The sequence below is a fragment of the Haemophilus sp. THUN1691 genome (genome assembly GCF_059704425.1).
Genome location: NZ_AP046578.1, coordinates 85,004 through 98,807, shown reverse-complemented (window position 1 = coordinate 98,807; position 13,804 = coordinate 85,004). Strand labels below are relative to the sequence as shown.

At 39.2% G+C, this 13,804-nt stretch carries 12 protein-coding genes and 1 riboswitch; of the genes, 9 read left to right on the top strand and 3 right to left on the bottom strand.

The genetic code is table 11. The annotated features are described in order from the left end of the window. The first annotated feature begins 46 nt into the window (after positions 1-46). Positions 47-1,363 (top strand): MFS transporter, encoded by a 1,317-nt coding sequence (locus AC6H0J_RS00485; protein ID WP_046942200.1) that lies wholly within the window; start codon positions 47-49, stop codon positions 1,361-1,363. A gap of 74 nt (positions 1,364-1,437) precedes the next feature. Here AC6H0J_RS00485 and raiA read toward each other — a convergent pair whose 3' ends face one another. The 3 genes from raiA to arcA form a co-directional block, all read right to left on the bottom strand. Continuing rightward, positions 1,438-1,761 (bottom strand): ribosome-associated translation inhibitor RaiA, encoded by a 324-nt coding sequence (raiA, locus tag AC6H0J_RS00480; RefSeq protein ID WP_497512699.1) that lies wholly within the window; start codon positions 1,759-1,761, stop codon positions 1,438-1,440. A 234-nt stretch (positions 1,762-1,995) separates the two neighbouring features. After that, on the bottom strand, positions 1,996-3,366 hold the full coding sequence (locus AC6H0J_RS00475) for an alanine/glycine:cation symporter family protein (RefSeq protein WP_009499740.1): 1,371 nt from the start codon (positions 3,364-3,366) through the stop codon (positions 1,996-1,998). Between the two features lie 111 nt (positions 3,367-3,477). Then, a riboswitch (glycine riboswitch) is annotated at positions 3,478-3,588 on the bottom strand. Between the two features lie 198 nt (positions 3,589-3,786). Next, positions 3,787-4,497, bottom strand: coding sequence for a two-component system response regulator ArcA (gene arcA / locus AC6H0J_RS00470; protein WP_005627543.1), 711 nt, complete (start codon positions 4,495-4,497; stop codon positions 3,787-3,789). A gap of 190 nt (positions 4,498-4,687) precedes the next feature. On the opposite strand from arcA, the gene AC6H0J_RS00465 reads away from it, so the two are divergent. The 8 genes from AC6H0J_RS00465 (at position 4,688) to AC6H0J_RS00430 (ending at position 13,717) form a co-directional block, all read left to right on the top strand. After that, positions 4,688-6,427: a protein-disulfide reductase DsbD gene (locus tag AC6H0J_RS00465; RefSeq protein ID WP_497512698.1), complete on the top strand. Its 1,740-nt coding sequence runs from the start codon at positions 4,688-4,690 to the stop codon at positions 6,425-6,427. A 111-nt stretch (positions 6,428-6,538) separates the two neighbouring features. After that, positions 6,539-6,943 (top strand): DoxX family protein, encoded by a 405-nt coding sequence (locus AC6H0J_RS00460; protein WP_118776928.1) that lies wholly within the window; start codon positions 6,539-6,541, stop codon positions 6,941-6,943. A gap of 181 nt (positions 6,944-7,124) precedes the next feature. After that, complete coding sequence (gene purH, locus AC6H0J_RS00455; RefSeq protein ID WP_497512697.1) at positions 7,125-8,723, top strand: bifunctional phosphoribosylaminoimidazolecarboxamide formyltransferase/IMP cyclohydrolase; 1,599 nt, start codon at positions 7,125-7,127, stop codon at positions 8,721-8,723. Positions 8,724-8,872: 149 nt separating this feature from the next. Further along, complete coding sequence (gene purD, locus AC6H0J_RS00450) at positions 8,873-10,162, top strand: phosphoribosylamine--glycine ligase (protein ID WP_118817138.1); 1,290 nt, start codon at positions 8,873-8,875, stop codon at positions 10,160-10,162. Positions 10,163-10,186: 24 nt separating this feature from the next. Beyond that, complete coding sequence (locus AC6H0J_RS00445) at positions 10,187-11,410, top strand: DUF711 family protein (RefSeq protein WP_497512696.1); 1,224 nt, start codon at positions 10,187-10,189, stop codon at positions 11,408-11,410. Positions 11,411-11,473: 63 nt separating this feature from the next. Beyond that, positions 11,474-12,043: a hypothetical protein gene (locus tag AC6H0J_RS00440; protein WP_046952715.1), complete on the top strand. Its 570-nt coding sequence runs from the start codon at positions 11,474-11,476 to the stop codon at positions 12,041-12,043. A gap of 115 nt (positions 12,044-12,158) precedes the next feature. Continuing rightward, entirely contained in the window at positions 12,159-13,424 is a 1,266-nt protein-coding gene (gene glyA / locus AC6H0J_RS00435; protein WP_497512695.1) for a serine hydroxymethyltransferase, read from the top strand. After that, entirely contained in the window at positions 13,421-13,717 is a 297-nt protein-coding gene (locus AC6H0J_RS00430; RefSeq protein WP_005627552.1) for a DUF1294 domain-containing protein, read from the top strand. Before glyA ends, AC6H0J_RS00430 begins: the two co-directional genes overlap by 4 nt. Positions 13,718-13,804 lie beyond the last annotated feature (87 nt).

Genomic DNA, 13,804 nt, shown 5'->3' with positions numbered 1-13,804 from the left:
CTAGGATTCAATCCTTTCTCTTTATAATAAACTACTAAGGAAACACATGTCTACACAACTTCGTAATAATCCGATGAAAGTGGCGTTAGCCTCGATGGTCGGTACGGCAATCGAATTTTTTGATTATTATATCTATGCGGCTGCCGCTGTATTAGTTTTCAATACGCAATTCTTCCATAGCGATGATCCGCTTTCTAATGATTTACTTTCTCTTTCTACGCTTGCTTTAGCATTTTTTGCGCGTCCAATTGGTTCTGCATTATTCGGTCACTTTGGCGATAAAATTGGTCGTAAAAAAACCTTGGTTGCCTCACTTGTTTTAATGGGTGGTTCAACGGTAGTAATTGGTTTACTTCCTAATTATGCTCAAATTGGTATTTGGGCGCCAATTTTGCTTTGCGTATGCCGTGTTGGTCAAGGAATTGGACTCGGTGGTGAATGGGGCGGTGCAGCTTTAGTCGCAACAGAAAATGCGCCAGAAGGCAAACGAGCTTGGTACGGTACTTTCCCTCAATTAGGTGCCCCAATTGGCTTATTTGTAGCGAATGCAACATTCTTCTTAGTTAGCTATTTCCTCGGGCAAGATGCACTTGTGGAATGGGCATGGCGTATCCCGTTTGTATCTTCCGTTTTATTGGTCGCTGTCGGCTTATATGTTCGCTTAACTTTGCATGAAAGCCATGTATTTGTGGAAGCGGAGCAAAAAGGGAAAAAATTGAATGCACCAGTGAGTGTTGTTTTTACTAAACACTTAAAACCAATGATTATTGGCACATTTATCATGGTGGCAACTTATTCTCTGTTTTACATTATGACGGCTTTTGCTCAGGCGTATTCTCGAACAGCACCAAAGATTTCTGAAGCAGGTTATGCGCTTGGCTTAGGTATCCCAGCAAATACATTTACTGGCTTGTTATTAATTAGTGCTATTGTATTTGGTATTTTTATCAGTATTTCTGGTGTTTATGCCGATAAAATTGGTCGCCGTAAATGGTTGATTTGGGTGACCGTAGCTGTTGGCGTGCTCGGTTTAACAATGCCATTCTTCTTAGAAAATGGTACTCCAATGAGTGTATTTGCATTTTTAGTAATTGGTATGGCGATCATGGGGATGACATTTGGTCCAATGGCTGCGCTATTACCAGAATTATTTCCAACGGAGGTGCGTTATTCAGGCGCATCTCTCGCCTATAATTTAGCATCAATTATTGGTGCAACGATTGCAGCGATGATTTCTTTAAAAATTAATGCATCATTTGGTGTGATGGGCGTAGGTATTTATTTAGCAATCAATGCTCTCATGACTCTATTAGCATTATTAGCGTCAAAAGAAACTAAAAATGTAGATTTAACACAAATCTAATCCTAGTTAAGAAAAAAGAGCGGTGAAAAATTTCACCGCTCTTTTGCTTTTCTTTCTTTAGTTTATTTTCAATATTAGCTTTCAAACGAATCTTTTAAGCGTTCATCTGCTCGACGAGATTCACTTTTATGTTGAAGCTTATTGAGCTGACGTTCCAATTTTTCCTCAACTTCATTAATTGCTTTATACATATCATCTGAGGTTGCACTTGCCAATAAATTGCCTAGTGGCGTGCCAATAGATGCTTCTACAGTAAATCCATTCGGTACTTTGTTTAAAACAAAATGGGGATTAATTAACTGTGTTTGCCATTTACCTAATTTCGCGATTCTTTCCTCCACGTGTTCACGAATTGCAGGGGTGATTTCCATTTGTTTGCTGGTGATATTAAGTGTCATAGCATTTACCTCTTTGTTGCGTGATTTACAGTTTTCTTTAATTACAAAATAGCTTTGTTAATTCGGGTTTTCAAGGGCTTTAAGAGGAAATGTCAAAGTAATTTTTAAAAATATGATCTATGTCTAATTTCTGAAGAAAGTTGCTTTTCTTTCTAAGATAAGTTGTTAAGATGGGAAATTGTGATAAGAAAAAAGGTGTGGATATTGACTGTATCTACACCTTTTTTCATTTGATTATTCTACGATTTCATCTTGATCGTGATGATTTATTTTCAAGCGTTGGAAATAGTCTTTTGTTTCTTCAATCACAACTTTTCGCAAGCCAATGAGTGCGATGAGATTTGGAAAGGCCATTAAACCATTTACGATATCGGCGATAATCCATATTAAATTTAAGTGTAAGAATGAGCCTAACCCCACCAACACAATATAAGCTAAACGATATAGTTTTACGCCACGAATACCAACGAGATAAACAAAGCAACGTTCACCGTAGTAACACCAGCCTAAAATAGTTGTGAATGCAAAAAATAATAAACCGACAGTTACAATCGTTGCGCCAATTGATGCCCCTAAACCTTGTGCAAAGGCGTAGTTTGTTACTGTTGCACCCGCTAATTCAGGGTTATTCCAAGCGCCTGTTAACACTAATACAATACCTGTCATTGTACAAACGATGATGGTATCCAAGAATGTTCCTGTCATAGAAATTAAACCTTGACGGACAGGCTCACGAGTTTGTGCCGCTGCGGCTGCAATTGGTGCGCTTCCTAAACCAGATTCATTGGAGAAAATGCCTCGAGCAACACCTGATTGAATCGCTTTCATTACGGTAAAGCCAACAGCCCCGCCTAGCGCAGCTTGTGGATTAAAAGCACTGTAAATAATTAATGAGATCGCATCTGGTACTTTTTCTATATTTAAAAGGATAATAACCAGTGAAGTGGTGACGTATAAAATCGCCATAAACGGCACAATTACCGATGATGCGGTTGCGATACGTTTTACACCACCAAGAATGATTAAGCCGACTAAAAGCGTCACAATAATTGCAGTAACTAAAACTGGAATATTAAAAGTATCTTGCATTGCATGGGTGATCGCATTGACCTGTGGGAATGTACCGATTCCGAAAAAGGCCACCATTACACCAAATAATGCAAATAATTTTGCTAGCCATTTGATGCCTAGACCGCGTTCAATGTAATACATTGGACCGCCAGCCATAAAGCCATTTTTATCGCGAACACGATATTTAACCGCGAGTAAACATTCGGCATATTTTGTTGCCATTCCTAATAAGGCGACCAACCACATCCAAAAAATAGCGCCAGGCCCACCTGCTTGTACAGCAGTTGCAACGCCCACAATATTCCCAGTTCCGATCGTTGCTGCTAATGCGGTACAAAGTGCGGCAAAAGATGACACATCGCCTTTCCCGCCTTTATCTTTTTTAAATAAATAACCCAGCGCACGTGGTAAATAGCGAATTTGAATAAAGCCTAAACGTAGCGTTAAATAGAGCCCCGTACCCGATAAGAGTATGAGTAGCGGTGCGCCCCAAATAAAGCTATCAATAGCTGAAAGAATTGACTCAATTGTCATGTGATTCCTCGTCGTTTAAATCAAAAATAAACACGACAAGAAGACGAAAAGATACAATAGAAAAGAAAGTGCGGTGAAAAAATAGATAATTTCCACACTTACGATAGATTGTCTTTTGCCCCTGTCCTTTTGCCTGAGCGTTTGAAAAACGATTGAAAAATTAACCGCTCTTTTGCGCCTTCGGCGTCCATTTCTAAAATGGATCTCTCCAAGGGTTCGTCCAGTAACAGTCCCTGCCATCGCACCTGAAAGATTTTACATCGTCGGTGTGGGGTCAATTCCCCGCTCTCCAGCTACCTTCATCCGAACTCACTTTTCATTATGACAATCACAATGAAAGCGTGTGAATTCTATCAAAATGGGAAATTAATTTCAAAAAGGAATTTTAAAATAGTCTCTCAGTTGATCGAAATAATGGCTTTATTCTATATCCCCACAAAAACGATATCCTTCACCATGCACCGTCATAATGATATTTGGGGTATTAGGATGATCTTCAAAATGTTTTCTAATGCGTCGAATTGTGACATCTACGGTACGATCCTGAGGTTTCAATTCACGTCCCGTCATTTTTTTTAGTAATTCTTCGCGAGTTTGTAATTTTCCTGGATTTTCACAGAAATGTAGCATGGCACGAAATTCACTGCGCGGAAGTTTAAATTCTTGACCTTCTGGCGTAATTAAACTGTGGCTATTTAAATCTAATTTCCAACCATTAAAACGATAGAATTCTCGACCAAATGTATTTTCTTTTTCTTGATGTGGCATTGTGCGATGCAATAAATTTCGTGCACGGATAGTCAATTCCCGAGGGTTAAAAGGCTTGGTTAAATAATCATCGGCACCGATTTCTAGCCCTAGAATTTTATCGACTTCATTATCACGACCAGTTAAGAATATAAGCGGCAAGTTGAGTTCTTCGCGGAGCTCTCTTGCTAATAATAAACCGTTTTTACCTGGTAAATTAATATCCATCACCACCAAATTTATATTGTGGTTTTCCAACATGTGATGCATCTCTGCACCATTTTCTGCTTCAAGTACATCATACCCTTCCGCTTCAAAAATCCCTTTAAGCGTATTTCGGGTAACGATTTCATCTTCAACAACGAGAATTTGTGGAGTAGCCATTTTCCATCCTTATACTTATTTTGGTGTATGCTATCATGATTCCATTCTAGCGGTGTAACATTGTTGTAACAATAAAAAAGTGCGGTTATTTTTTATAAGATTTTCCTTTTTATGATCTAAATCATAGTTTTAGATATTCATATTTCTTTGTGATAGAATTTCGCGCATTTTTACTTTTCCTTTCAATTCTATGAAAAAACTTTTTCTTTTTTTTACACTGATTTTTACCGCACTTGCAGCTAACGCAGGTCTATTTGATAAAAAACAATCTTTCTTGAAAGTAGATGATGCTTTTGCATTCTCTGCCACTTTATCTACGGATAAAAGTCAGTTACAGGTTCATTGGGACATTGCCGATGGCTATTATCTATATCAAGATAAGATCAGTGCTGAATTAGTGGGTAAATCGGATTCTCTCACTTTACATGCTCAACAAGCAGCTGAATTACACCAAGACCCTTATTTTGGTGAAGTGAAGGTGTTTACTCGCTCATTTAATGGCGTGTTTGGCGGCGCATTTAGCAATGCTGATGATCAGGTTGAAATCACTTATCAAGGATGTACCGAAGGTTTTTGCTATCCGCCTGAAACTAAAGTATTACGAATTGGGGATTTAGCCGTTTCTCAAGAGAAAACTGTCGAAAAAGCAGTTGAAAAAAATACCGCACTTTTATCTGAACAAGATCGTTTAGCTGATGGTTTATTCCATAGTAAATGGGCGATTTTTGGTTTCTTTTTATTGGGATTGGGACTGGCTTTTACGCCTTGCGTATTGCCAATGTTACCGTTGCTTTCTGCCATTGTTATCGGTCAGCAACAACGTCCAAATATGATGCGAGCGTTTAGTTTAGCTTTTCTTTATGTTCAAGGCATGGCACTGACTTACACCTTGTTAGGTCTCGCAGTAGCGGCTATCGGTTTGCCGTTTCAAATTGCCTTACAACATCCTTATGTAATGATTGGGCTTTCTATTTTATTTGTTGTTCTTGCCCTTTCAATGTTTGGCTTATTTACTATTCAATTGCCAAATAGCTTACAAAATAAACTCAATACATGGAGCCAAAAACAAACCTCGGGCGCTTTTGGCGGTTCCTTTGCGATGGGAATGATTGCTGGGCTTGTGGCATCACCTTGTACATCTGCACCACTTTCTGGTGCTTTACTTTATGTGGCGCAAAGCGGTGATTTATTCACTGGTGCGGCAACTCTTTATTTACTCGCACTTGGTATGGGCGTGCCGCTAATGTTAATCACATTGTTTGGTAATAAAATTTTGCCAAAATCAGGTGAGTGGATGAACACAGTGAAACAAACATTCGGTTTTGTTATGTTGGCGTTACCTGTGTTTTTACTTTCTCGTATTTTGCCTGAAGCATGGGAGCCACGCTTATGGGCTGGATTAGCGACAGCATTCTTTATTTGGTTTGCGTTGCAGATGCCTAAGAGTGGTTTTGGCTATGCCATTAAAATTATTAGTTTTGCTTTGGCTATGATTTCCGTGCAACCTTTGCAAAATTGGATTTGGCAAACTCAAACTACAACACAAAGTGCGGTAGAAAATAAGCCTGTTTCTCAGGTTAAATTTAAGCAAATTAAAAATATTGAAGAATTTGACCGCACTTTAGCGGAAAATCCGCATTCGATCGTGATGTTGGATTTATACGCGGATTGGTGTGTGGCTTGTAAAGAATTTGAAAAGCTGACTTTTTCAGATCCAAAAGTGCAAGAGCAATTTCAAAATATCTTATTGTTACAAGTCAATATGACAAAGAATAGCCCTGAAAATAAAGCATTAATGGAACGCTTTAATGTGATGGGATTGCCCACAATTTTATTTTTTGATAAGCAAAATAATGAGATTCAAGGAAGTAGAGTAACCGGCTTTATGGATGCTGATTCTTTTTCTAATTGGATTGAAAAGCTACTTTAGTTATTTTTTACTTTTGGTAAAAAGTATTTTTCAATTTTGATTATTGTTTAACTATCCGTTAAAGATTAATATGGCGCCGTTTTAATTCATCTTTAAACAAAAGGAAAGCAAATGAACAATCTTGAAAAATATCGCCCTTATGTATTAACGCTATTACGCATCACTGCTGCTTACATGTTTATCTTACATGGCACAGCAAAATTTTGGGAGTTCCCAATTTCCATGACGGGTGGAAATGGTCCAGTCGGTGACTCTATGATGATTGTAGGTGGCGTGATTGAAATTGTTGGCTCAATCTTATTAATTTTAGGATTATTTACGCGCCCAGCTGCGTTTATTTTATCTGGCCAAATGGCTTTTGCGTATTTCTTTATGCATGTGGCTGGAAAAGGGAATTTACTATTCCCAATTGCAAATGGCGGTGAGCTTGCGTTACTTTACTCTGTACTCTTCTTATATTTTGTATTTTCTGGCGCTGGTGCTTGTGCCTTAGATAACAAGTTTTTTAAAAAGTAGTTTAGTTGTAGTTTCATAATTTAATCCTTTTATTTGCCCACATTTATGTGGGCTTTTTTATGCTTAAAATTTACCGCACTTTATTCTGATTACATTTTATTTAATCTTTTCTATATTTGCGCAAACGTTTGCGCTATAATTCACTCCGCTTATTTTTAACCATTTAATGAAGGAAAATGTAATGACAAATCGTCTAATTCGTCAGGCTTTACTGAGTGTTTCTGATAAAACCGGTATCGTAGAATTTGCTCAAGGCTTAGTACAGCGTGGTGTAAAACTACTTTCCACAGGCGGTACCGCAAAATTATTGGAGCAACATGGTTTACCGGTGACTGAAGTGTCTGATTATACGGGGTTCCCTGAAATGATGGACGGTCGTGTGAAAACCTTGCATCCCAAAGTACATGGCGGGATTCTTGGTCGTCGTGGTACAGATGATGCCATCATGCAACAACATGGTATTGAAGGCATCGATATGGTCGTCGTGAATTTATATCCGTTTGCCGCCACCGTGGCTAAACCAGATTGTACCTTGGCTGATGCGGTAGAAAATATCGATATCGGTGGACCAACCATGGTGCGTTCTGCCGCGAAAAACCATAAAGATGTGGCGATCGTGGTGAATAATCATGATTTCAACGCAATTCTTGCGGAAATGGATAAACACCAAAACAGCCTAACACTTGAAACCCGTTTTGACCTTGCGATTAAAGCCTTTGAACATACCGCTCAATATGATTCCATGATTGCCAACTACTTTGGACAAATGGTGAAACCGTATCATGTAGCTGAGGAAGAAGATGCGAATGCTAAGTGCGGTCAATTCCCACGGACTTTAAATCTTAACTTCGTTCGTAAACAAACCATGCGTTACGGTGAAAATTCTCATCAAAATGCAGCCTTTTATGTTGATTTAAATGTGAAAGAGGCGAGTGTAGCTACAGCTCACCAACTACAAGGTAAAGTCTTGTCTTACAATAATATTGCTGATACTGATGCAGCACTTGAATGCGTGAAAGAATTTGATGAGCCGGCTTGTGTGATCGTTAAACATGCCAATCCATGTGGCGTGGCTTTAGGAAAAGATATTTTAGAAGCCTATAATCGAGCTTACCAAACCGATCCAACTTCTGCATTTGGCGGCATTATTGCTTTCAACCGTGAATTAGACGAAAAAACTGCGAATGAAATTGTGGAACGTCAATTCGTTGAAGTGATTATTGCGCCGAAAGTTTCTGCTGAAGCGCAAGAAGTCGTGAAACGTAAGAAAAATGTTCGTTTGCTTGAATGTGGTGAATGGACTTCTCATTCCGAACGTTTAGATTTCAAACGTGTAAACGGCGGTTTATTAGTACAAGATGCGGATTTAGGCATGGTTGGTTTGGATGATTTAAAAGTAGTAAGTAAACGTCAGCCAACTGAACAAGAATTAAAAGATTTATTATTCTGCTGGAAAGTAGCGAAATTTGTGAAATCCAATGCCATTGTTTACGCCAAAGATAACCAAACCATCGGCATTGGTGCTGGCCAAATGAGCCGTGTGTATTCTGCTAAGATTGCGGGTATTAAGGCGCAGGATGAAGGCTTGACTGTGGCAGGTTGTGTGATGGCATCTGATGCTTTCTTCCCATTCCGTGACGGCATTGATGCAGCGGCGAAAGTGGGTATTCAATGTGTGATCCATCCAGGTGGCTCAATGCGCGATCAAGAAGTCATCGATGCGGCAGATGAACATAATATGGTGATGGTATTAACTGGAATGCGTCATTTTAGACATTAAATATTGCAGGAGGAACCTAGGGTAACAAGTTACCCTAGGTTAGTTATAATTTTGCCCTAAAGGGCAAGAGTAATGTTCCCCAAAGGGGAACAATTATGCTTGACCGTGGGTATACTTACCCTCGGTGATTCACAAACACAAGGATCATTATGAACATCCTCATCATCGGAAATGGCGGTCGTGAACACGCCTTGGCTTGGAAAGCTGCAAAATCTCCACTAGCAGATAAAGTTTTTGTCGCACCAGGCAACGCAGGTACAGCATTGGAACACAAAGTAGAAAACGTGAATATTTCTGCAACAGATATCCCTGCATTAGTGAAATTTGCTCAAGATAAGCAAATTGGATTAACCATTGTTGGCCCTGAAGCACCGCTAGTGATTGGGGTGGTTGATGCGTTTCGTGAAGCTGGATTGAAAATTTTTGGTCCAACTAAAGCAGCTGCACAATTGGAAGGTTCAAAAGCATTCACTAAAGATTTCCTCGCTCGTCACAAAATTCCAACAGCAGAATATCAGAACTTCACCGAAGTTGAGCCTGCGTTAGCGTACTTGCGTGAGAAAGGCGCGCCAATTGTCGTAAAAGCAGATGGTTTAGCGGCGGGTAAAGGCGTCATCGTGGCAATGACATTGCAGGAAGCGGAAGAGGCTGTGCGTGATATGCTTTCAGGTAATGCCTTTGGCGAAGCGGGTAGCCGAGTGGTGATTGAAGAGTTTCTAGATGGTGAGGAAGCCAGCTTTATCGTCATGGTAGATGGTAAAAATGTCGAACCTATGGCGACTAGCCAAGATCATAAACGCGTGGGCGAAAATGATACAGGTCTGAATACCGGCGGTATGGGGGCATATTCACCAGCCCCAGTGGTGACACCAGAAATTCATGACCGCATTATGCGTGAAGTGATTTATCCAACAGTCAATGGCATGGCGGCAGAAGGCAATGCTTACACCGGTTTCTTGTATGCAGGGCTAATGATTATGCCGAATGGCCAGCCGAAAGTGATTGAATTTAACTGTCGTTTTGGTGATCCGGAAACGCAGCCGATTATGCTTCGTCTTGAATCCGATCTCGTTGAGCTTTCTCTTAAGGCTTGCGAGGGAAAATTGGATGAAGTGAAATCCCAGTGGCATCCAAAAGCGTCCTTAGGTATTGTATTAGCTGCGGAAGGGTATCCAGGCGATTATCGTAAAGGTGATGTGATTAGCGGTTTACCACAAAGTGCGGTCGAAAATGAGAAAGTTTTCTTAGCGGGCGTTGCAGAACAAGAAGGCAAGTTAGTCACGAACGGCGGTCGCGTGCTTTGTGTTACTGCGTTAGGCGAAAGTGTATTTGAAGCGCAACAAAAAGCCTTAAAACTAGCTGAGCAAATTCAATGGTCTGGACGTTTTTATCGTCGAGATATTGGCTATCGTGCTGTTGAACGTGAGCAGCAAAAATAACTACATTAAATGTTAAGGTATCGCATGGATTATAAAAATAAAGAATTATGTCGTATTCGCACAATAAGTTTTTTTCTAACATTACATAAAGATAAATCGCAATGGGAAAGAGTACTTTATTCAGTGAAACGTGATGTTGATTTGTTATTGCCTGCTGTGCAGAAAGCTGGTTATACCTTGCAATCGATTCGAGTCATTACCAATCCTTTTGGTGAATATTTGGATTTAACCAATTTGCAGACGGCAAAAGCAGATTTACAGTATTTAACGGAGTTATTGAATAAATTTAATGAAAGTGGAATTCGTATTCGATTTGCTATTGGTGCAGCTAGAAATACAGAGGAAATTGCTTTATTGCCTGAGTTAATCGCGGCTTATGGAGACTTGTGTAATGCTTGTGTCAACGTGCCATTAGATGAAAATGCTGTGTTAGATAATGAACTCATTGAGCAATCTGTTTATGCCGTACAAAAAATTGCAAACATCACACCACGTGGTGAAGGTAATTTTAACTTTACTGTCAATTTTAACTGTAAGCCATTTATTCCTTATTTCCCTGCCGGTTATCATCTAAGTCATTTGCCAAACAGTTTTGTTATTGGTTTAGAAACACCAGATTTATTAGTCGAAGTATTAAAATCTGTACCAAAGTCTCCTCATAATCAATTTTATGCAGATTGCTATCAAGCTATGTCGCAGGCTCTGCAATATCATGTAGATGAAATACTAGATATGTTAAGTGCGGTCAAATTGTCGGGTGCATTTGAATTTGCAGGCATTGATAGTTCGGCGGCACCATCTAAAAATTGTGCATCCATGACAAAAGTTTATGAATTAATGGGATTGCCATATTTTGGTGCGGCTGGTTCAGTAGAAGTTTCTGCTTTACTGACAAAAGTTTTTAAATCAATCCAACACGTGCCATTGGTTGGGTTTTCTGGATTGATGTTGGCGGTAACAGAAGATTTAGGTTTAGCCGAAGGTACACAAAAACACTATTTTGATATTCGAGCTTTACTGACTTATAGCGCCGTATGTGGTATCGGTTTAGACACGGTTCCTGTGGCGGGAAATGTTAAGGCAGAAAGCATAGCGGCTATTATGCGCGATACGGGAACGATGGCATTTCGCTTAAATAAACCACTCACTGTACGTTTATTTCCAATTCCGAATAAGGTTGCAGGTGAAATATCAGAATTTGAGAGTGATGATTTATGTAACTGCCGCCTTTTACACATTCCTGATTAAACGAAAATTTCCCTACTTTGTATTGATGAATGTTATCTCTACTGTCAATAAAAGGAATATCTCATGAGAAAATTAATATTGGGTGGTCTTGTTGCTGTATTATTCTCAGGGTGTACGGTAGCTCATCAGCAAACTGAACAAGAACAAGCCTTAGTCGGCGATTGGATTTGCCATGTAAAACCTGCAGCCAAATCCCCTTTACCTGTTGAGCATTTTGATTATGTCACTTATCGAGCGGATCAAACTGTGCTGATGCGTGGTATCTCTCAGATTGATACAAAAGAAGGCTGGATGCGTTATTTATTGCAAGCTAAAGCTAAATGGCAGGTGAATGATGACAAGTTAAGTTATGACTTTACGGATCGTCTATTTAAAACCGCCCATTCACCGCAAGTCGTGAAAATCATAGAGCAAGTTCCAGAATTTAAAGACTATGAGAAGGAATTTGTTTCACCTTGTGATCGTTGTGGTGATCATTTGGATATGAAGATTAAAATGAAAAGTCCAACAAGGATGACAAATTTTAATACTTACACGAAAGAAACCAGCCAATGCCGTAAACTCGGTGCAGGTGAGAAAACAAAAGAAGTTAAATTAATTGAAAAATTAGTGAAAGAAAAAGGCTCGATTTAGATAAATGAATGTTTTTCATTGTAATAATGAAAAATATGGTCGAAATTTTTGGTTAAGTTTTTGCCTGGAAACAGGTAAACTATACACAAATAATGCAAACAACGAGGAAAACACAATGTTTAAAAAAAGTATGAACATCGCTGATTACGATCCGGTTCTATGGCAAGCCATTCAGGACGAAAATCGTCGTCAAGAAGAGCATATCGAGCTTATCGCGTCTGAAAACTATGCGAGTCCACGCGTAATGGAAGCTCAAGGTTCACAGTTTACTAATAAGTATGCTGAAGGCTATCCTGGTAAACGTTACTACGGCGGTTGTGAGTACGCAGACATTGTGGAGCAGTTGGCGATTGATCGCGCGAAAGAGTTATTTGGTGCGGATTATGTGAACGTACAACCACACTCAGGTTCACAAGCAAATGCGGCAGTATATGGTGCATTAATCAATGTGGGCGATACCATTTTAGGGATGGATTTAGCACACGGTGGTCACCTAACCCACGGGGCAAAAGTGAGTTTCTCCGGTAAAATCTATAATTCTGTACTTTATGGTATCACTGCTGATGGTTTAATCGACTATGAAGATGTGCGTCAAAAAGCGTTAGAACATAAACCAAAAATGATCGTGGCTGGTTTCTCTGCTTATTCTCAAGTGGTAGATTGGAAAAAAATGCGCGAAATTGCGGATGAAGTGGGCGCGTATTTATTTGTTGATATGGCTCACGTTGCGGGCTTAATCGCAGCAGGTTTATATCCAAACCCATTACCATACGCACATGTTGTAACAACGACCACCCATAAAACCTTAGGTGGTCCACGTGGTGGTTTAATTCTTTCATCTTGTGGCGATGAAGAAATCTACAAAAAATTACAATCATCCGTATTCCCTGCAAACCAAGGTGGTCCATTAGTTCACATTATTGCGGCGAAAGCAGTATGTTTCAAAGAAGCATTAGAGCCAGCTTATAAAGAATATCAAGCCAACGTGATTAAAAATGCGAAAGCGATGGTAGAAGTGTTTAAACAACGTGGTTATGACGTGGTTTCAAATGGTACTGAAAACCACTTGTTCTTAGTAAGTTTTATCAAACAAGGATTAACGGGTAAAGCAGCAGATGCAGCATTAGGCAAAGCAAATATTACAGTGAATAAAAATGCTGTACCAAACGATCCGCAAAAACCATTTGTTACTTCAGGTATCCGTGTAGGTACACCATCTGTGACTCGCCGTGGTTTCAATGAAAATGATGTGCGTGAATTAGCTGGCTGGATGTGTGATGTTTTAGATGCTTTAGGCAAAGAAAATGAAGAACAAGTGATTGCTGAAACTAAAGAAAAAGTATTAGCAATTTGTAAACGTCTTCCAGTTTATCCGAAATGATTTATTTTCTTTCGTTGATTATATGGTTAGCGGCGATAAATATCGCCGCTTATTTTTTTATGTGGAGAGATAAAATTCGGGCGGTGCGTAACGAGTGGAGAATCCCTGAAAAAACGTTTTTTCTTCTAAGTCTTTTAGGTGGCTTTATGGGAATACATTTAGCCATGAAACATTTTCGTCATAAAACGCTGCATTTTAGTTTTAAATTTATTGTTGTCATTAGTGCATTTCTTTGGGTTGTCGTTTTTCCATGGTTATATTTTTCTTTTATTTTTCAATATATAAAAGCATGATAATGTAGATAAATTAATTTGTTATGGTTCACTAAGCATTGGCTCGGAGAACTGATTTTTACTAGCGTTATTTTGTATAATATTGGA

Bases quoted from the DNA above. Each gene is read 5' to 3' on its own strand.
- AC6H0J_RS00460 (WP_118776928.1), top strand. From the start codon at position 6,539: ATGAACAATCTTGAAAAATATCGCCCTTATGTATTAACGCTATTACGC.
- AC6H0J_RS00485 (WP_046942200.1), top strand. From the start codon at position 47: ATGTCTACACAACTTCGTAATAATCCGATGAAAGTGGCGTTAGCCTCG.
- AC6H0J_RS00445 (WP_497512696.1), top strand. From the start codon at position 10,187: ATGGATTATAAAAATAAAGAATTATGTCGTATTCGCACAATAAGTTTT.
- raiA (WP_497512699.1), bottom strand. From the start codon at position 1,761: ATGACACTTAATATCACCAGCAAACAAATGGAAATCACCCCTGCAATT.
- AC6H0J_RS00465 (WP_497512698.1), top strand. From the start codon at position 4,688: ATGAAAAAACTTTTTCTTTTTTTTACACTGATTTTTACCGCACTTGCA.
- AC6H0J_RS00475 (WP_009499740.1), bottom strand. From the start codon at position 3,366: ATGACAATTGAGTCAATTCTTTCAGCTATTGATAGCTTTATTTGGGGC.
- arcA (WP_005627543.1), bottom strand. From the start codon at position 4,497: ATGGCTACTCCACAAATTCTCGTTGTTGAAGATGAAATCGTTACCCGA.
- AC6H0J_RS00430 (WP_005627552.1), top strand. From the start codon at position 13,421: ATGATTTATTTTCTTTCGTTGATTATATGGTTAGCGGCGATAAATATC.
- glyA (WP_497512695.1), top strand. From the start codon at position 12,159: ATGTTTAAAAAAAGTATGAACATCGCTGATTACGATCCGGTTCTATGG.
- purH (WP_497512697.1), top strand. From the start codon at position 7,125: ATGACAAATCGTCTAATTCGTCAGGCTTTACTGAGTGTTTCTGATAAA.
- purD (WP_118817138.1), top strand. From the start codon at position 8,873: ATGAACATCCTCATCATCGGAAATGGCGGTCGTGAACACGCCTTGGCT.
- AC6H0J_RS00440 (WP_046952715.1), top strand. From the start codon at position 11,474: ATGAGAAAATTAATATTGGGTGGTCTTGTTGCTGTATTATTCTCAGGG.